Source organism: Pseudogemmobacter sonorensis, assembly GCF_042762395.1.
GTDB classification, from domain to species: domain Bacteria; phylum Pseudomonadota; class Alphaproteobacteria; order Rhodobacterales; family Rhodobacteraceae; genus Pseudogemmobacter; species Pseudogemmobacter sonorensis.
In genome coordinates this window covers 17,380-35,212 of record NZ_JBEFZE010000038.1, presented here as the reverse complement: position 1 = coordinate 35,212, position 17,833 = coordinate 17,380, and the positions used below count along the sequence as shown (strand labels likewise).

Here is a 17,833-nt window from a genome sequence, read left to right as displayed (position 1 = left end):
ACCGGACCCGCCGACCGTGAGAACCTCCAATGTAGTCTCCATGGAGAGGCTCCATAACCCAACAACAATGGAATCCATTGATCCCATTAGGAACTGCGCTGGAAGATGGGAGCGGCACACCGATTACCGTTCAGTTCCAGCGCCGCCGCGCTGAAGCTGCCGTTCCGGGCCGTGGCAACCGCGTATCTGAGATGAACTAGGTCCATGGTTCACGTCAGCTTTCCGCGAGATAGACGGCCAGAACCGCAACCGACGATATCGCGGCCAGCGTTAGGACGAAACTCCGGTTCCAGTTCAGCCCGACAATGCTGGGCGGCACCTTGCAGAGGTTGCCGGTCAGCAGCGTCGTTGCGCTGATCGGCGAAATGGCGATCGCCATCGACCAGCCCAGCATCAGCGACAGTGCAAGCGCCATCGGATGTTCGGCGCCGATCGGGCCGGAGCCGAATAGCTGGGCAATGATGACGACAAGGATCGAATGCGGAATGTAGAGCGCACCGGCCAGCGGCACCACGATCAGGCAGAACAGCAGGACCGCGATGACCGGGACATCGCCGTTCTGCATGATCTGCCAGAACCCCTGTTCGCGGACCACCAGCGATATCCCGGCACCGATCACCGTTGCCGACAGAAAGATCGCGCTTTCCGTCCGCATGTCGCCGATCCCCGCGACCATCCTGCGCAAATCGGACGACAGCGGGATCCGCGGTGCTTTCCGTTCCAGCAACAGCCACAGGATCGCGAAAACCGGCAGCACAAGAACGGTGGCCGAGACAAAGCTGATCGCCAGACCCTCGTGCAGCAGGATCGTGACGATGAGAAGGCCCGTGCAGGCGGACAGCACGGCGATCAGCGGCATCGGTGAGCCGCGGACATCCGGGCTGGGGTCGGGGACGGACGCGGCCCTGTCGCGCGGGGCCTCGACGAAGCAGGTGACGAGCAGCATGACGATCGCCGTTGCGAAGGCGAGGCCCAGGAAATGCACAGCGTTCAGCCCGCTGACCGAGGTGACGACGATGGCGAAGCCGATCCCCATCGGCGACCAGATGGTCATCAGCACAAGGCCGCGCATCCCGGCCATGATGAGCGACTGCCGCTCGGCCGCGTCGATATCGTCGGCCGCGGGTCGGTCGTTCCGCGTCAGATCGCCGATCATCGCGATGATGCCGACGTTGAACAGAAGGCTGAGGAAATGGCTGCCGATGTTGATCGCCGCGTAGCGGGTTGCGCGGGGAAAGGCCAACAGCCAGGCTGCGGCGCGTGCGATGATGTCCGAGCGGCGCACCGGATGGCGCAGGACGCCCAGCATCGCCAGAAGCGCCGCAAATTTCGTGCCCTGTGCCAGGGCGATCCGCAATTCGCCGATCTGCTCTGGCGCGAGGATGATGAAGCCAAGGATCGACACACAGGCGCCAAGCACGAAGATCCGCGCGACCCGCGCAAGCCGGTGCCAGTTCAGGATGGTCACGCCGATCGCAATCGCGACAGCCGCATCGACCGGCCATTGCAGGCCGCCCACCGCGCCGATGGTCAGCAGCCCGGCCATCGCCACGATCAGCCAGTTCGCAAGGCTTTCGCGCATTGCCCGGACGCTCCATGCCGGTGAAAGGCCGGGTCGTGCCGGTTGGGGGGCAGAGCTGGGGCAGGTCGCGCTCATGTTTCTGGATATCCTATTCGTTTCGCAGCGTGGCGCAGGCACGGGCGATACGGTCCAAAGCCTCGTCCAGTTCTGCCATCGATGTGGCATAGGAGATGCGGAAATAGCGCGACAGCCCGAAGGCCGCACCGGGGACCGTCGCGACATGGGCATGATCGAGAAGCCAGCCGCAGAAATCTCGGTCCGAACCGATGCGCTGCCCCTCGGGCGTGATGCGGCCGATCATGCCTTCGCAGCTGGCGAAGGTGTAGAATGCGCCTTCCGGCACCCGGCAAGCGATCCCGTCGATGGCGTTCAGCGCGGTGACGACGGCATCGCGGCGGATGCGGAAGCTCTCGGCCCGGTCCTTCAGAAAATCCTGCGGGCCGTCCAGCGCCGCCAGCGCCGCTGCTTGACTGATCGAGGACGGGCAGGAGGTGGACTGGCTCTGCACGACCGCTATCGCGCGGATCAGCGGCTCGGGTCCACCGGCATAGCCGATCCGCCAGCCGGTCATCGCATAGGCCTTGGAGACGCCGTTGACGGTCAGTACCCGGTCGCGCAGCCGTGGCTCCAGCGCGGCCGGGGTGACGAAGCGGAAATTGCCATAGACGATATGCTCATACATGTCGTCGGCCAGCAGCCAGACTTGCGGCGCGTCAAGAAGCACGTCGAGCAGCGGCCGGTAATCCGCCGCGCCATAGGCCGCGCCCGAGGGGTTCGAGGGCGAATTCATCATCAGCCAGCGGGTGCGCGGGGTGATCACCGCGCGAAGCTGGTCGGCCCGCAGCCGGAATCCCGCAGCCGCGTCGCAGGGGACCAGAACCGGCACGCCGTCGGCAATCCGCACGATGTCGGAATAGGTGGTCCAGCAGGGCGTCGGGATGACGACCTCGTCGCCCGGATTGAGGCTGGCCATCATCGCGTTGTAGATGATCTGCTTGGCGCCCGCCGCCACGGTGATCTCGGCTGTCGTGTAGTCGAGCCCGTTTTCGCGCCGGAACTTGGCGGCGATGGCGGCCTTCAGCTCCGGCGTGCCGTCGAGCGCGGTGTATTTCGTCTGTCCCGCCGCCATCGCCGCGGTGGCGGCGGCGCTGACATGCTCGGGCGTGTCGAAATCAGGCTCGCCCGCGCCGAGGATGATGACCGGCCTGCCGACGCGTTTCATTGCCGCCGCGCGGGCGCCAATCTGAAGGATCTCGGACACGCCGAGACCGGCGATGCGCGCGGCGAGGGTGAAATCTGCCGCGCCGGTGGTGACTGCCTCGCCCATCGGATCAGTCGATATCGAAGACGACGCCCTGCGCCAGCGGCAGGGCGCGGGAATAGTTGATGGTGTTGGTGGCACGGCGCATATAGCCCTTCCACGCATCCGAACCGCTTTCACGGCCTCCGCCGGTTTCCTTCTCGCCGCCGAAAGCGCCGCCGATCTCGGCGCCCGAGGTGCCGATGTTGACGTTGGCGATCCCGCAATCTGAACCTGCCGCCGACAGGAACGTCTCCATCTCGCGCAGATCGAGGGTGAAGATCGATGACGACAGGCCTGCGCCGACCGCGTTATGTGCCGCCAGAACCTCGTCGAAATCACTGTACTTCATGACGTAGAGGATCGGCGCGAAGGTCTCCTCCAGCACCGGGCCGGTCTGCGTCGGCATCTCGACCAGCGCCGGGCGGGCGTAGTATGAGCCTTCGCCATTCACATCGACCCGTTCGCCGCCATGCACCGTGCCGCCCTCGGCCTTTGCGGCGGAAAGCGCGGCTTGCATCGCCTCCCAGGCCCCCCTGTCGATCAGCGGGCCGACCAGCACCTGCGTCTCCAGCGGATTGCCGACGCTGACGGAACTGTAGGCCCGGATCAGCCGGGGCACCAATGCGTCATAGACGCTTTCATGCACAAAGAGCCGCCGCATCGTGGTGCAGCGCTGTCCGGCGGTACCCATCGCGCCGAAGGCCACGGCGCGCAATGCCATGTCGAGATCGGCCGACGGGCAGATGATACCCGCGTTGTTGCCGCCAAGTTCGAGGATCGAGCGGCCGAACCGCGCCGCGACCTTCGGCCCCACCGCGCGGCCCATGCGGGTCGAGCCGGTGGCCGAGATCAGCGCCACGTCATTGTTCTCGACCAGTGCCGCGCCGACATCGGCGCCGCCGATCAGCACCTGCGCCAGCCCCTCGGGCGCATCGCCGAAGCGTGCGATCGCCCGGTCGAGGATCGCCTGGCTCGCAAGCGCGGTCAGCGGCGTTTTTTCGGAGGGCTTCCAGACCACGGCATTGCCGCAGACCAACGCCAGCGCCGTGTTCCACGACCAGACCGCCACGGGGAAGTTGAAGGCGGAAATCACGCCGACGACGCCCAGCGGATGCCAGGTCTCCATCATCCGGTGGCCGGGCCGCTCGGTGGCGATGGTCAGCCCGTAAAGCTGGCGCGAGAGGCCGACGGCGAAGTCGCAGATGTCAATCATCTCCTGCACCTCGCCTGCGCCCTCGGAGGGGCTCTTGCCCGCCTCGATCGAGACCAGTCGGCCAAGCTCGGCCTTGGCCGCCCGCAGTTCCTCGCCGAAAAGCCGCACCAGCTCGCCCCGCCGCGGCGCCGGCACCAGCCGCCAGGCCCGGAACGCCGCCGCCGCCCGGGTAATCGCCGCATCGGTATCCGCAGCCGTCGCGACAGGCAGCGCCGCGATCGCCTCGCCCGTCACCGGGGTGAAGCTTTCCATCGCCCCGCGGGTATAAACTGCGGGATCGACGCCGAAGCCGACGAGGATTTTAGAGGCCGTACTGGAAAGGCTCTGGGTCATGGCTGGTTCCTCAGTTTTGTAGCTGTACGAACGAAGATAAGTCTCTCTGACCGACTGCACGCCATCTAACGAGCCGCGCGGATGGCGGGCATGACGTTCGTTGCCGTGGGCTTTTCGGGCAGAAAACAATTTGCCGTCTTGCGGATACCAGATGATGTGCGGCATGTATTTTGCTGATTCTTGCTGAGTTGATGTGAGATTTGCATGAACTTGAGCCGTAGTCACATTCCAGACATTGCGGCGCTCCAGGCTTTCGAAGCGGCTGCACGCTTTGGCAGCTTCACTCTGGCGGCCACCGAATTGAACCTGAGCCAGAGCGCTGTCAGCCGCCAGATCAAGGATCTGGAAACGCAGCTTGGTCTGCGGCTGTTCGACCGTGTGCGCCAGCGGGTTGTGCTGTCCGAAAACGGCCGTCGGCTGCTGCCGGATGTGCGTCGGCTGCTGGCTCAGGCGGAAGAGATGACGCTGCGCGCCCTGGGCTCCCGGGGATTGTCTGGCATGCTTTCGGTTGCAACGCTGCCGACTTTCGGCAGTCGCTGGCTGATGCCACGGCTTCCGGGCTTTCTCGCGCGTCATCCGGACACGCAGATCAATCTGTCGTCGCGGTCGGCACCCTTCGATTTCGGACAGGAGCCTTTCGATCTGGCGATACATTACGGCCGCCCTGCCTGGCCTCATGCGACGTGCACATTCCTGTGCGGCGAGCTTGTTCTCCCGGTTGCATCGCCCGGGCTGGCCGCGATCGCGGGCACGAGTGTGCCCGACGACCTGGCGGCGTTGCCGCTTTTGCATCTCGACACCCGCCCGCGGCTCTGGGCGCAATGGTTCGACAGCGTGGGTGTCGAGGCTGAACACGCATATCGCGGACACCGTTTCGACCAGTTCGCGATGGCGATTACGGCGGCAATCGCGGGCTTGGGAATTGCGCTTCTGCCCAGCTATCTCATTGAGGATGAACTCAGCTCCGGACGGCTGGTCGTCGTGGCGAATTATCCGATGCCGACGGATCAGGGCTATTATGTGGTCGTACCGGAAGGAAAATCGTCCGATTCCCTTAGCTCCGCCTTTCAAGTCTGGCTCGTACGCCAGGTCCGATCGCAGCCTACTGGATCGACTAACAGCACGCCTAGTTGTTCAGTCCCGGCATCTGGTGGATCGGTTTTAGGTCATGTTGACAAAATGGATTCCCCTTTTCCTTGACCCATGTTTCAAGCTCATCTCTACGTAGGAGATGAACTTGGCGCGCAACCTGATATCGGACGACGGGTGGGCCTTCTTCGAGGGCTTCATTCGTGCCGTCCGGCACCCGAACGGGCGGAAACCTGCGGACCATCGTCTTGTTCTGGGCGGAATTTTCTGGTGGAGCGCAAGCCGCCACTGGTTCGAGGCGTAGCGCGACACAAGGACCGGCGCGCCCTGGCGTGACCTGCCCGAAGAGTTCGGCAAGTGGTCCTCGGTCTGCCGTCAGTTCCGCCGCTGGACTTTGGCGGGGCTGTGGGAGGATATCCTGGATGCGCTGAACCACGCCGGGATCGCGCCAGACAAGCTCCAGATGGTCGACATCGAGCCGGTAAGTGCCACCGGTTCGAGCAAACCGGCGAGGGTGATCCGCGCCCATCATCATGCGGCGGGTGCAAAAGGGGGACTGCTGACAAGAGGCTCTTGGCCGTTCAAGAGGTGGGTTCTCGACCAAGATCCATCTCCGGGTCAACGGCGCTGGCCTCCCGATGAGGACCGAGATCACGCCCGGGCAGGATTCAGACTATACCGGCTATGATCTGGTGATGGCCGACAACCTGCCGCAGCCCGCCGTTCTGGTCGCTGACAGGGGCTATGACTCTGACAAAGTTCGGGAAGACATCGAGAGCCACAACGCCCTGCCCATGATACCGATGCGAAAGACCCGAAGGGTGCGCAAGGCTGTCGACATGACCATCTACACCCTGCGCAACATGGTCGAGCGCTGCTTCAACAAGCTGAAAAACAGCCGTCGGCTGGCAACCCGCTACGACAAAACCGCCGAAAGCTTCCTCGGCTTCGTCGACGTCGCCTGCATCAGGCTATGGCTCCGACATTTGTCAACATGATCTAATTACGTGGGTTTCAACAGACTGGCTCTCGTTGCATTTCCGTTCTCCGCCTTCGCGCAGGGCAACGACGACATTCAGGCCTATATGGGGATTGCGGACCCGACGGCCCGCCTTGCGTGTTTTGATGGCCTCATCGCCGACGATACCGATACGGACGCGGCAGCCGCACCTGCCGCGCCTTGGATATTCGAAGTGGCGTCTGACACGCTGACCGGGGGTACTCCCCTTGCGCGCAACACCGCCGCGCGCATGGAGCCCGAAACCATGCAGGCAACGGAAATGAACATCCGCTGCATGGACGGGCGTGTCGAAGGCTATCTGGTCTGGGGGGGGCCGTGCTGCCGGAGGGGTTCTCTCTGATTCAGGCGCTGTGATCCATCTCTATCGCATCGACCAGAACGCCCCCGAGCGTTCTATTCGCTGGGGCATTTCCTCCATGGGAACGGCAACGTTCTTTACCGAAGAAGCCGACCTGATCCAGAAATTGACCGAGGCGGAGGAATTCGTCGTCCAGGTCCATCCCGAGGGTGGCGGTGCCGTCACGGCTGTTTTTGACGTCACCGGCGGAAACGAGCCCATCGGCGAGGTGCTGTCGGCCTGCGGGATCGGCATCGAGAAGGTGGGCCGACAGGGGCTGTGGGGAATCGAGACGCAGCCGGTTGGCGGGATCAGCCCCATTGGATCGGATACCGCCGCCCCGCCTGCAGCCGCAACGTCGACCTCCGGCTATCGGCCAAGCGGCAGTTGGCAGTTCAGGCAGGCCGGGGCGGCTTTCTATGCGATTGTCGAAAGCGCTTCGGGCAAGAGCCATGTTTCGCTGTCCTGCCTCCCGGGGCGCGCCGGGATCACCCTGACGCTTCACAGCCCGGAGAACTGGACCGCCAATGTCCCCGCTTCGCTCACGGTGGATGCGCAGGTCCTTCCGATGCGGATCGAGGGCAGCGAACATGATGTATATCTCGGCGACACCAGCAGTTTTTTCGTGTCCGACAAGGTGGTGGACGCGCTGTCCAGCGGCCAATCCTTCGCCCTGACCGGCCCGGCCGCCGAACGGATGCCCGAAGGTGCACGGTATTTCTCATTGCGCGGATCGGGCAAAGCGATCCAACAAATGCGCGCCAAATGCGGGGTGTAAAGGCGCCCTCGGGGCCTTGGTGATGATGTCACGAAAATCTGCGCCGTGACGCAGAAGTGCGAGCGATCAGTGCGGCCCGCCCCGAAAGGCCTGCCTGCGCGATAGGGACCCGAGACGCCGCGTATTTGGAAATTGCTTGCGTGGAGGACCTTGTCGCGGGGCAACCCTTTGGCCACCGCTGCACATTCTTGCCGGATGGGGGGTATGGCTGCGATGGCATCGCGTTTCAGGATCGCGGTGTGGCAGTAAAGGGTGTCGAAAGCATTATTGTCGGTCAAGCTGCGGATCAGTTTCTCGGGCGGGACATGGTCCGGCAGGTGGGGCCGAACGTCTCGCTGGTCCTCTCGAACTCGTGGCGAGGCATGGTTCGATTTGCCGAAGCGCCAGCATCCTTGGGGTCGGTGGCGCAGGCGTAACAGTCCGGCCCGCGGTGGCGATGGTTTCGCTCAGGGCTTGCGCCCTCGGCTTGGCCGAAGGCGCCTGGCGCGCGGCCCAGCCGTATGGGGAGGGCGTCACGGCGTTCCCGGCGGGCCCGCGCAATGGTCGGCTTTTATGCCGCCCAGGCCGCATACCAGTGCTTGAACTGCTCGTAACGGCGCTTGGCGAAGGCGCGCTGCGCGGGGCTGAGTTCATCGGTCTCGTTGAAATGCAGATCGTATTCCGCATCGCCATTCAGGACCATCATGTATTTGTAGAAAAGCACCAGGTCGACGCCTTCGTCCCAGAGCGAAAGCACGGTCAGCGCCTCCTCAAGCTCCCTGGCCTGACGTCGGGCCGTGACATCCCCCTTCTGCGCCTTCTCGCAAAGCGAGATCAGATGCAGGATCTCCCGCGGGAGGGCGTTGCCGATGCCGGTGATGGCGCCGGTCGCATCGCAATGGACGAAGCCGTGGTAGACGCAGGTGTCCACCCCCGCCATCAGCGTCAGATCGGGATTGCCCGAGGTGATGTTCTCAGCCGCATAGGTCATGGCCGCGGCGCCGCCGAATTCCTTGAAGCCGACAAGGTTCGGGTGATCCTCGCGCAATGCGAAGAAAAGATCGGCGCGGGTGGCGAAACCGTAATGCGGGCTGTTGTAGATCACGGCGGGCAATTCCGGCGCGGCGGCGAGGATCGCCTTGAAATGCGTCTTTTGCGCCGCGATGGAGGAGCCGCGCGACAGCACGCGGGGAATGACCATGAGCCCCGCCGCGCCGACCTTTGCCGCATGGGCGGCATGGGCGACGGCAGATTTCGTGTTCACCGCCCCGGTGCCGACGATGACAGGCACGCCCGCGCTGACGAGGCGGGCGACACCCTCCATCCGCTGTTCATCGGTCAAAAGCGGCCAGTCCCCCATCGAGCCGCAATAGACGACGCCCGACATGCCGAGCGCGATCAACTCCTGCGCCTTGCGCAGAAGTGCGTCGTAATCCGGCGTCCGGTCGGCCTTGCAGGGCGTCATCAGTGCCGGGATGCAACCGGTGAAGGGGGAGTGGCCCATTTGCGGTTCCTTGTCTGGGGCCTGCCGACTTGTGGGGCAGGCGTGAATCTCCTCTTAGGGCTAGCACCAAGTCGAAAATTTGTCGACAAGAAAAATACTGAATGGCGAATGCACAGGGATGATGCGTCCCGCATGCCGGAGATAACCGCGACCGGGGTCGCCCTTCAGGCGAAGACGAAGGGAGCGCATACCCGGGAATGACGAGACGGGGCCGTGCCCTCTGTCGTAGGTTCTGGGGCTGGGTGGCGCGCTTGGGCGGGTCTCTGGCGATAGGACCCGGCCTCTCAGCGCGCGGCCCATGCGCCGCGCCTGAAAGCGTGGATCTGGACGGCCTGCGCCGGACGACCGAGATCGTCGCGTCATGGCGCGGGTGTCGTCGGCGGACCGTTAAAGGGGCTTAGAGCGCGATATCGAGATTGGTGCGCCGGTCCGCCGCGATATAGGAGCGGATCTGGCGCACGATCTGATCGGCATGGGCCGCCGCGATGCGGTCGGCCTCGGCCACGTCGCGGGCGATGATCGCGACCAGCAGCGCCTCATGCTCGTCGGCATATTGCCGGGGCAGGTTGTCGTTGAAGGAAGAGTAATAGACGCGCAGGATCCGCAGCCCCTCGTTCAGCAGGCGCGCGAAGAGGTCGGTGTAATAGGGATTGCGACCAGCCCTCGCGATGGCCAGATGGAAATCCCGGTTCACGGTGATCATCCCCACTACGTCGCGCGCTTCCACCCTGTCGTCATAGGCCCGCTGCAAGGTCCTTATGCCGGGCAGGTCTGCGGGCAGGTGATGCGCCGCGGCAAGGCGGGTGGTGACCCGATACATGAGCGTCAGCGCATCGAAGAACTGCGAGAGGTTCAGAAAGTCGATCTGGCTGACGATGGTTGCGCGATTGGGCAGCGTCGTGATGAGACCCTCGGCCGCGAGCCTGACCATCGCCTCGCGGATAGGCGTGCGGGACAGGTTGAAGCGCGTCGCCAGAACCGTCTCGTCGATGGTGCTGCCGGGGGCGAGCGTCAGGGCGATGATCTCGGATTTCAGCGCCTCATAGACATGGGTTGCGCCCGAGCCGCGCCTTGGTCCGGCTGCGGCATTCGTGTCCTTGGCTGGCGCGTCCTGATCCATCGTCGCAAAATCCACTTCAATCATATGCTGGAGCCATTCCCGGGAAGACAACATGTCGAACCGTTGCGCGCAATGGCCTTGGCGGGATGATCCGGGAACGCGCACCCCCCCCGCGCATTGCTGGTCCTATTGTCCCGACTCAGGCAGGCGCCTTGCCATAGACCTCGTTCGCGCGTTCCGGCGTGACATAGCTGTTGCGGATGTCGCGTGCGACATCTTCGGCCGGGCGCAGGGTCGGATCGCCATAGCCGCCGCCATTGGCGGTCACGATGCGAATCACGTCGTTCGTGTTCACTACGACATTGGTGGCGAAGGCATAGCGTTCTACCGCGCCCGAGGTGCGGCGAAGCTCGACGTAATTGAGCGAGCCGTCCCTGCCGCCGGCCTGCCCCCAGGGCGGCATGCGTGAGCGGGTATAGCCGAGCGACAGGAAGTTGTTGTCGCCGCGCACGCGGTAATGCACCTCGATGCCCTTGCCGCCGCGCCATTGCCCCTCGCCGCCCGGCTCGGGGTTCAGCGCGACCTGGTCGACGAACATGCCGTAGCGCGCCTCGGCGATCTCGGCGGGGCAGTTGAACGTCTCGCCATGAAAGCCCGAGAACTGGCCCGACGGCCCGTCCTGGCCCTTCCAGGCGCCCCAACCGCCGATCTGCGGCTCGACGATGGTGTAATGCCGCCCGGTGTCGGGATGCCTGCCGCCCATGACCGTGCCGCAGATCGAGGCGAAATTGCCCGAAGGCACCATGCCGGGGAAGTGATGCGCCAGCGCCCGCAGCGTCATGTCGAAAAGGCGGATCTCGACCTCGGAATAGTAGCCAAGCGCGCCGGGTTCGACGACATGGAAGATCGTGCCCGGCCTGGTGATGACCTCAAGCGGGCGGAAACAGCCGCCGTTGCCCGGACCGTCGGGATCGGTGAAGGTCTTGAACGCCAGTTGCAGGGCGATCTCGGATCCCTCGCGCGAGGAATTGTTGGACCCCGCCTGCGCGGGATTTTCGGTGAGATCGACGCTGAATTTCTCGGGCGTGATGGTCAGCCGGATCTTGTGGATCGCGCCGCTGTCCTGTTCTTCCTGGTAATCGTAGACCCCGGTCGGCAAGGCCCCGAGTGCGGCCAGCGCGCGGCGTTCGCCCAGATCCATGTAATCGGCGACAGCGGCGCTGTAGGTCGCCGCGCCGTATTTCGCGATCAGTTCGAGCACCCGGCGCTCGCCGATGCGCAGGCCCGCGATCCCGGCCCACAGATCGCCGCGCAGGAAATCGGGAAGGCGCGTGTTCACATAGAGAATGTCGAACACCGCCTGATTGGCGACGCCCTGGTCGAAGAGCTTGACCGCCGGAATGCGCACGCCTTCCTGGAAGATCTCGGTCGCCTCCGAGGACATCGAGCCGGGCACATTGCCGCCGACGTCGTTCCAATGCGCGATATTGGCGACCCAGCCGACGATCCGGTCCTCATCGAAGACCGGCGAGGTCAGCACCATGTCGTTGAGATGGGTCACGCCGCCCCAATAGGGATCGTTGGAGGCGAACATGTCGCCGGGTTTTACGGTTTCCAGCGGGAATTTCTTCAAGATGCCCTTCACCGCCTTGTCGAGAACGCCGATGAAGGCCGGAATCCCGGCTCCGGCGGCTGCGATATCGCCGTTCGGCGCCAGGATCGAGGTCGAGAAGTCGAGAACCTCGTAGATGATAGCGGACATGGAAGCCTTGCGCTGCGCCACGAACATCTCGTCGGCGATGGCCTCAAGCCCGTTCTGAATGATGTCGAAGGTGACGGGATCGTATTGTGCTTGGGTCATTGGTTCAGCCCCGGATCTCGATATGGGTATTGCCGAAATCGTCGATACGCACCCGGTTCCCCGGATGGACGACGATGGTGGTGCCGGGATCCTCGATCACGGCGGGGCCGGTGAACTCCATGTCCGGCTCAAGCCGCGTGCCGTCATAGATCGTGGCCTCGTGGCAGCCTTCGGTGGCATAATCGACCATGCGGCGCCCCTTGATCGCCTGCTCGACCGTCGCGCCGGTGGCGGGCAGTGCGACCAACTCCAGCTTGCCGACCTCGGAGGAGGCGACCAAGTGTATGCCGATGATCTCGACCCCGGCCTCCAGGCGATAGGTATATTCGCGCTCATAGGCCTCGTGGAAGGCGGCGATCATCGCCTCGGCGCCGGCCGCATCGGGCCTGCCTCCGGGCAGTGCGACCTCGACCGCGAATTCCTGGTTCTGGTAGCGCGCGCGGACATGACGTTCGAGCCGGACCTTCCCCGCTGGAACGCCTTCGCGTGCGAAATCGGCCAGGGCGCGTTCCTCGGTCTTGCCGATCAGCGTGGAAAGCGCTGCGTGGTCGGTCGCATCCATGAGTTCGGTCACGAAATAATCGCGGCGCAGATCGCTCATCAGCATGCCCCAGGCCGAGAAGACCGGCGCGCCGCGCGGCACCACGACCTTCCTCATGCCCAGATCCTGGGCCAGCGCCACGCCATGCATCGGGCCGCCGCCGCCGAAGACGACAAGGGTGAAATCGCGCGGGTCTTGGCCACGGTTGACCGAGACGAGCTTGAGCGCGTTGACCATGTTGGAATTGGCGATGCGCAGGATGCCGCGCGCGACCTCGGCCTCGGTCATGGAAAGCCTGCTCCCCAGCCTGCCAAGCGCGGCGCCGAGGGCGCCCATGTCGGCGATTACCGCGCCGCCGCAGAAATAATCCTTGTTGATCCGGCCAAGCGCAAGATTTGCGTCGGTGGTGGTGGCACTCTTACCGCCCCGGCCATAGGCCGCCGGTCCGGGGGTGGAGCCTGCCGATTTCGGGCCGACATGCAGCTTGTCGAATTCGTCGACCCAGGCGATGGAGCCTCCGCCGTTGCCGATCTCGACCAGGTCCACGACCGGCACCATGATCGGATAGCCCGCCGATTTGCGATCCCGCTCGATCCAGTAATCGGTCTTGATCGTGACATTGCCGCCCTTGATGAGCGAGCATTTCGCGGTGGTGCCGCCGATGTCGAGGGCCAGCACATCCGGCTCGCCGATGATGCGGCCCAGTTCCGCCGCGCCCCAGAAGCCCGAGGCCGGGCCGCTTTCGACCATGGTAATCGGCACGGCCTTGATGGATTGCACGGAATCCACGCCGCAATTCGATTGCATGATGTAGAGCCTCCCCTCATAGCCGCGCTCAGCCAGGCCCTTTTCCAGCCGGTCGAGGTAACGCTCCGCCGCAGGCTGGACATAGGCCGAAAGCACGGTGGTCGAGCTGCGCTCGTATTCGCGCCATTCGCGGGTGATCTGGTGGCTCGCCACCGCCGAGACCTGCGGCCAGAGGCGGCGGATCTCGGCCAGAACCGCTTCCTCATGGTCGGGATTGGCATAGGCATGGATCAGGCAGACCGCCACGGCAGTGACACCGTCGGCCTGAAAGTCCGCGACGATGCCGGGCAGCGCCGAAAGGTCCAGCGGCCCCTGCTCCTGGCCCTTGAAGTCGATCCGTCCGGCGACCTCGCGGCGCAGATAGCGCTCCACGAAGGGGGCGGGTTTGCGATACATCAGGTTGAAGAAATCCGGCCGGTTGCCGCGCCCGATTTCCAGCACGTCGCGAAAACCCCTGGTGGTGACAAGGCCCACCTTGGCGCCCTTGCGCTCGGTCAGCGCGTTGATGACGACCGTCGTGCCATGCGCGAAGAAATCCACGGATCTGATGTCGATCCCCGCCTTGTCGAGGACATTGAGCACGCCCTTTTCGAATTCGGGCGGGGTGGTGTCGGATTTCTCGGTGCACACGGTTTGACGTCCTGTGGCGACATCGGTCTCGAAATGGACGAGATCGGTGAAAGTGCCGCCGACATCGGTGGCGACGCGGGTGATTTTCTCGGTCATTCTCGGGCCTCTTCGGGGCGGCGGGGCCGCTCGGTGGTCAAAGGGGCCGGGCGGATCTTTCCACCCAGCGGGAAGGAGGGGGCTGGGATCAGCGTTTCGGGCCGGAGGCGGCCAGGGCCACGGCGATGACGATGATGACCCCGGTGGTCAGATCCTTGAAGAACGGGTTCACATTGAGGATGTTGAAGCCGTTGCCAATCAGCGCGATGAGAAGCACCCCGGCGACGGACCTCCAGATCGCGCCGGCCCCGCCCATGATCGAGGTGCCGCCCAGGATCACGGCGGCGATGGCCTCGAATTCAAGGCCCGAGCCGGCCTGGGGCTCGGCCATCGAGATGCGCGAGACGGTGATGACACCCGCTAGGCCCGCCGCCGTGCCGGACATGGCGAAGGTGACGATCTTCACCAGCCGTGTGCGGATGCCGGAGAGCAGCGCCGCCTCTTCATTGCCGCCGACGGCGAAGACCGCGCGGCCGAAGGTCGTGCGGTTGAGCAAGAACATCATCAGCGCCATGAAGGCCAGCATGACGAGAACCGCGACATTGATCTCGATCCCGAAAATCGACACTCGGCTGCGCCCGATCCAGGAAAATTCGGCGATCCGCACCGGGATCAGCTTGCCGTCGGTTATCAGGATGGCGATGCCGCGATAGACGAGGCTGGTCGCAAGCGTGACAAGGAAGGAGTGCACGTTGAAGCCGGTGATGATTATCCCGTTTAGCGTGCCAAGCACCATGCCGATCAGGGGCCCGGCGACGATCGCGACCATCGGATCGACATTGATGGCGATCCAGCCCGCGCTGACCGCCGCGACGCCGAAGATCGCCCCGGTCGAAAGATCGAACCCCCCGCCGATGATGACGAAGGTAAGCGCGCAGGCGATGATCGCCAGCGGCGCCGACTGGTTGAATATGTTGAGCAGGTTGCGCGGGGTCAGGAAACTGTCCGAGGCGAAGCTCAGCCCGATCAGAAGAAGCGCGATGATGATGAGAACGCCGTATTCGCGGGCGATCTCTGCGGCCGAGCTGCGGCGGGCCGGGTGTTTGGCATTGGTGGTCGCATCACTCATCCGGGCGGGTCTCCTGGCCTGCGGAATGGCGCTCCTGTTCGGCGAACACGCGCGCCAGCGCGGTCTCGGCCGTCAGATCTGCCGATCGTTCTTCTGCGAAAATCCGCCCCTCGCTCATGAGATAGCCGCGATGTGACAGGTTGATGACTTCCTCAAGCTCCGAGGAGATGAGCAGCACGCCGGTTCCCGTGCGGGCTATCTCGGTGATGAACTCGTGGATGCGCTGGCGCGCGCCGATATCGACGCCGCGCGACGGTTCGTCGAGGATCAGAAGGCGCGGCTTGGCCACGGCCCATTTCGCCAGCAGCACCTTTTGCTGGTTGCCCCCAGAATAAGAGACCACCCGGCCGTCGACATGCGTGGGCACGATGCCGAAATGTGCGATCATCTCTTCGACGCGCGCGATCTCGTCGCGAGGCCGCAGGATCCCGAGGCGACCGATGCGGCCCAGCGTAGCAAGGCTGATGTTCGGCCGCGTGGTCTGGGTCATCACCAGCCCCTGCTTGCGGCGGTCCTCGGGGACAAGGGCCAGGCCCTTCCGCACCGCCTCGGACACCGACAGGCGGCCTTGCGCGACTCCGTCGATCAGGATCTGGCCGGAGACGATCGCGTCGGCCCCGAAGATCGCGCGGGCGATCTCGGTCCGGCCGGCGCCGACAAGGCCGATCAGGCCGACGATCTCGCCGGGCCGGATTGCCAGGCTGACCCCCGACAGGCCGGTGCGGGTCGAAACATCGCGCAATTCGACGATCGGCGGCGTCGCGGGATCGGGCGGCGGCGGCAGGGCAGGCCAGAGGATGTCGGCCTCGGCCCCCAGCATTGAGGCGACCAGGCTTTGCTTCGTCTCGCCCGCGATATCGGCGCTGCGCACCACCACGCCGTCGCGCATGATCGTGACACGGTCGCAGTTCGTAAGGATATGTTCAAGGAAATGGCTGACGTAGATCACCGTCTTGCCCTGCGCGCGAAGCCGCGCAATCAGCGCATGCAGGCGTTCGGCCTCGTCCTCGGTCAGGGACGAGGTCGGCTCATCCATGATGATGACCCGGGCATCGCGCGCGATGGCGCGCATGATCTCGACCTTCTGGCGTTCGGCGATACGCAGATCCGAGACCCTGGCGTCGGGGTCGAGACCGAAGTCGCAGGTCTGTTCCAGCCGGGCAAATCTTTCTCGATCGCCAGCCGAAAGGATGCCGCAACGGCTGCTCTCCTGCCCGAGAAAGACGTTCTGCAACACGGTTAGTGTCGGGACGAGCTGCAATTCCTGATGGATCATTGCGATGCCATGCGAGAGCGCGTCGCGCGGCGAGAAACGGGCGATGGCCTTGCCCCAGACTTCGACCTGGCCCTCGTCCGGCGTGTAATAGCCGCCGATGATCTTTCCCAAGCTCGACTTGCCGGCCCCGTTCTCGCCCACCAGGGCATGCACCTCGCCGCGGCCGATATCGACCGCGATGTCTTCCAGAATCCTGGTTCCACCAAAGCTCTTGGCGACGCCGCGCACCCGGACGGCGATCTCCGTGCTGGGCATGGCTGCCTCCTTCCTCACGGGGGGATGGGGGGGACGGGCAGGCCGGTGCTGATCCCGGCCCGGTCGGTCGAGCCTTGCTCAGCCTTCCCATTCGGCGGTGAAGTCGGTATTGGCGTCAAGCCATTCCTTGGTCACGATGAGCGGGTTGGAGATCGAGGCCGAGGGATCGATCCAGGTGGGGCTTTCGCCGCCGCGCGACACGTCGACCAGGGATTTGGCCGCCAGATAGCCCTCGGTATAGGGGTTTTGCGACAGCGTGGCGTCGAAACGGCCCTCGCGGATCGCGTCGACGGTGATCTGGTTGAAGCCGCCGCCGATCAGATAGACCGGCTCGACCTCGATCCCGGCATCCTCGAGCGCGATCTCGATCCCGATCAGATGCTGGTCGGCAGAGCCGAGCACGGCATGCACCTGGGGATTGGCCTGAAGGATGTCGGTCATCGAGATGAGGGCGGTATCGGGGCTGTAATTGCCCTCGCCTGTCGCCACGACGCGGATATTCGCATGCTGGCCGAGGACCGACATCTGGGCTTCGTTGCGCAGGTTGTCGAAGGGGAAGATCTTCTGGCCCATGAAGACGACCACGTTGCATGGGTCCAGATCGGCGCAGAAATCGGCCACGGCCTCGGCTTGCGCGATGGCGCCGGTTTCGGGGTTCTGGGCGACGGTGACGGTCAGGCCGGGAACCTGCGGTTCCATATTGGTCAGTTCGGGGCCGACGGGGAACAGGACCGAGGCGACAAGGATATCCGCCGCGACGGCATCCTCAAGCACGGTGGCGATGCCCACGGTGTCGTTCGGGGCGATGACTATGCCGTCGAAACGGCCCGAGGCGATGATGTCCTCGACCTGGCTGAACTGCACGGTGGCGCTGAACTGGCCGTCGAAGATCTCGACATCGACATTGCCAAGCTCGGCCGCGGCAGCCTGAACGCCGCGCCAGGTCGCGTCGTTGTAGCCATTCTGGCTGGATGCGGCGAGAAAGGCGATGCGGAGGCCGTCTTCCTGCGCGGTCGCGGCCATCGGCGCCAGCGCGAAAAGCATTGCAAGGGCGGTCATGGATCTGGTCATTCTATTTCTCCTGTTGATCGACCATGCG

General features: G+C 64.4%; 13 protein-coding genes and 1 pseudogene. 4 read left to right on the top strand and 10 right to left on the bottom strand.

All coding sequences use genetic code 11. From position 1 onward, the window contains the following. Positions 1-214: 214 nt before the first annotated feature. The 3 genes from ABNX41_RS19085 to amaB all read right to left on the bottom strand — a co-directional run bounded on the left by ABNX41_RS19085 (position 215) and on the right by amaB (position 4,350). Positions 215-1,582: a hypothetical protein gene (locus ABNX41_RS19085; RefSeq protein WP_438671284.1), complete on the bottom strand. Its 1,368-nt coding sequence runs from the start codon at positions 1,580-1,582 to the stop codon at positions 215-217. An 88-nt stretch (positions 1,583-1,670) separates the two neighbouring features. Next, positions 1,671-2,909: a pyridoxal phosphate-dependent aminotransferase gene (locus tag ABNX41_RS19080; RefSeq protein WP_438671283.1), complete on the bottom strand. Its 1,239-nt coding sequence runs from the start codon at positions 2,907-2,909 to the stop codon at positions 1,671-1,673. A 4-nt stretch (positions 2,910-2,913) separates the two neighbouring features. Further along, positions 2,914-4,350, bottom strand: a complete 1,437-nt coding sequence (gene amaB, locus ABNX41_RS19075) for an L-piperidine-6-carboxylate dehydrogenase (RefSeq protein WP_438671286.1) — start codon at positions 4,348-4,350, stop codon at positions 2,914-2,916. A gap of 285 nt (positions 4,351-4,635) precedes the next feature. Between amaB and ABNX41_RS19070 the strand changes: the two genes are divergently transcribed. The 4 genes and pseudogenes from ABNX41_RS19070 to ABNX41_RS19055 all read left to right on the top strand — a co-directional run bounded on the left by ABNX41_RS19070 (position 4,636) and on the right by ABNX41_RS19055 (position 7,656). After that, positions 4,636-5,631 carry a LysR family transcriptional regulator gene (locus ABNX41_RS19070; protein ID WP_438671282.1) on the top strand — a complete coding sequence of 332 codons (996 nt, stop codon included), beginning with the start codon at positions 4,636-4,638 and terminating at the stop codon, positions 5,629-5,631. 31 nt (positions 5,632-5,662) lie between these two features. Then, positions 5,663-6,518: pseudogene (locus tag ABNX41_RS19065) on the top strand (IS5 family transposase). 9 nt (positions 6,519-6,527) lie between these two features. Continuing rightward, positions 6,528-6,881, top strand: coding sequence for a hypothetical protein (locus tag ABNX41_RS19060; RefSeq protein ID WP_438671281.1), 354 nt, complete (start codon positions 6,528-6,530; stop codon positions 6,879-6,881). Continuing rightward, positions 6,826-7,656 carry a hypothetical protein gene (locus ABNX41_RS19055; protein WP_438671280.1) on the top strand — a complete coding sequence of 277 codons (831 nt, stop codon included), beginning with the start codon at positions 6,826-6,828 and terminating at the stop codon, positions 7,654-7,656. Before ABNX41_RS19060 ends, ABNX41_RS19055 begins: the two co-directional genes overlap by 56 nt. Before the next feature lie 550 nt (positions 7,657-8,206). Here ABNX41_RS19055 and ABNX41_RS19050 read toward each other — a convergent pair. The 7 genes from ABNX41_RS19050 to ABNX41_RS19020 all read right to left on the bottom strand — a co-directional run bounded on the left by ABNX41_RS19050 (position 8,207) and on the right by ABNX41_RS19020 (position 17,805). Beyond that, complete coding sequence (locus ABNX41_RS19050; RefSeq protein WP_438671279.1) at positions 8,207-9,139, bottom strand: dihydrodipicolinate synthase family protein; 933 nt, start codon at positions 9,137-9,139, stop codon at positions 8,207-8,209. A gap of 397 nt (positions 9,140-9,536) precedes the next feature. Beyond that, the gene (locus ABNX41_RS19045) at positions 9,537-10,283 is read right to left on the bottom strand and encodes a GntR family transcriptional regulator (RefSeq protein WP_438671278.1); all 747 of its coding nucleotides are present in this window, start codon (positions 10,281-10,283) and stop codon (positions 9,537-9,539) included. 115 nt (positions 10,284-10,398) lie between these two features. Further along, positions 10,399-12,060, bottom strand: a complete 1,662-nt coding sequence (locus ABNX41_RS19040; RefSeq protein WP_438671277.1) for a hydantoinase B/oxoprolinase family protein — start codon at positions 12,058-12,060, stop codon at positions 10,399-10,401. Between the two features lie 4 nt (positions 12,061-12,064). Continuing rightward, positions 12,065-14,134, bottom strand: a complete 2,070-nt coding sequence (locus ABNX41_RS19035) for a hydantoinase/oxoprolinase family protein (RefSeq protein WP_438671276.1) — start codon at positions 14,132-14,134, stop codon at positions 12,065-12,067. An 88-nt stretch (positions 14,135-14,222) separates the two neighbouring features. Further along, positions 14,223-15,203, bottom strand: coding sequence for an ABC transporter permease (locus tag ABNX41_RS19030; RefSeq protein WP_438671275.1), 981 nt, complete (start codon positions 15,201-15,203; stop codon positions 14,223-14,225). Continuing rightward, positions 15,196-16,734 carry a sugar ABC transporter ATP-binding protein gene (locus tag ABNX41_RS19025; RefSeq protein ID WP_438671274.1) on the bottom strand — a complete coding sequence of 513 codons (1,539 nt, stop codon included), beginning with the start codon at positions 16,732-16,734 and terminating at the stop codon, positions 15,196-15,198. The genes ABNX41_RS19030 and ABNX41_RS19025 overlap by 8 nt, the downstream gene beginning before the upstream one ends. Before the next feature lie 78 nt (positions 16,735-16,812). Beyond that, complete coding sequence (locus ABNX41_RS19020) at positions 16,813-17,805, bottom strand: sugar ABC transporter substrate-binding protein (RefSeq protein ID WP_438671273.1); 993 nt, start codon at positions 17,803-17,805, stop codon at positions 16,813-16,815. Positions 17,806-17,833 lie beyond the last annotated feature (28 nt).

Coding starts and splice junctions, on each gene's coding strand:
- ABNX41_RS19085 (WP_438671284.1), bottom strand. CDS start 1,582: ATGCGCGAAAGCCTTGCGAACTGGCTGATCGTGGCGATGGCCGGGCTG.
- ABNX41_RS19080 (WP_438671283.1), bottom strand. CDS start 2,909: ATGGGCGAGGCAGTCACCACCGGCGCGGCAGATTTCACCCTCGCCGCG.
- amaB (WP_438671286.1), bottom strand. CDS start 4,350: ATGGAAAGCTTCACCCCGGTGACGGGCGAGGCGATCGCGGCGCTGCCT.
- ABNX41_RS19070 (WP_438671282.1), top strand. CDS start 4,636: ATGAACTTGAGCCGTAGTCACATTCCAGACATTGCGGCGCTCCAGGCT.
- ABNX41_RS19050 (WP_438671279.1), bottom strand. CDS start 9,139: ATGGGCCACTCCCCCTTCACCGGTTGCATCCCGGCACTGATGACGCCC.
- ABNX41_RS19045 (WP_438671278.1), bottom strand. CDS start 10,283: ATGATTGAAGTGGATTTTGCGACGATGGATCAGGACGCGCCAGCCAAG.
- ABNX41_RS19040 (WP_438671277.1), bottom strand. CDS start 12,060: ATGACCCAAGCACAATACGATCCCGTCACCTTCGACATCATTCAGAAC.
- ABNX41_RS19035 (WP_438671276.1), bottom strand. CDS start 14,134: ATGACCGAGAAAATCACCCGCGTCGCCACCGATGTCGGCGGCACTTTC.
- ABNX41_RS19030 (WP_438671275.1), bottom strand. CDS start 15,203: ATGAGTGATGCGACCACCAATGCCAAACACCCGGCCCGCCGCAGCTCG.
- ABNX41_RS19025 (WP_438671274.1), bottom strand. CDS start 16,734: ATGCCCAGCACGGAGATCGCCGTCCGGGTGCGCGGCGTCGCCAAGAGC.
- ABNX41_RS19020 (WP_438671273.1), bottom strand. CDS start 17,805: ATGACCAGATCCATGACCGCCCTTGCAATGCTTTTCGCGCTGGCGCCG.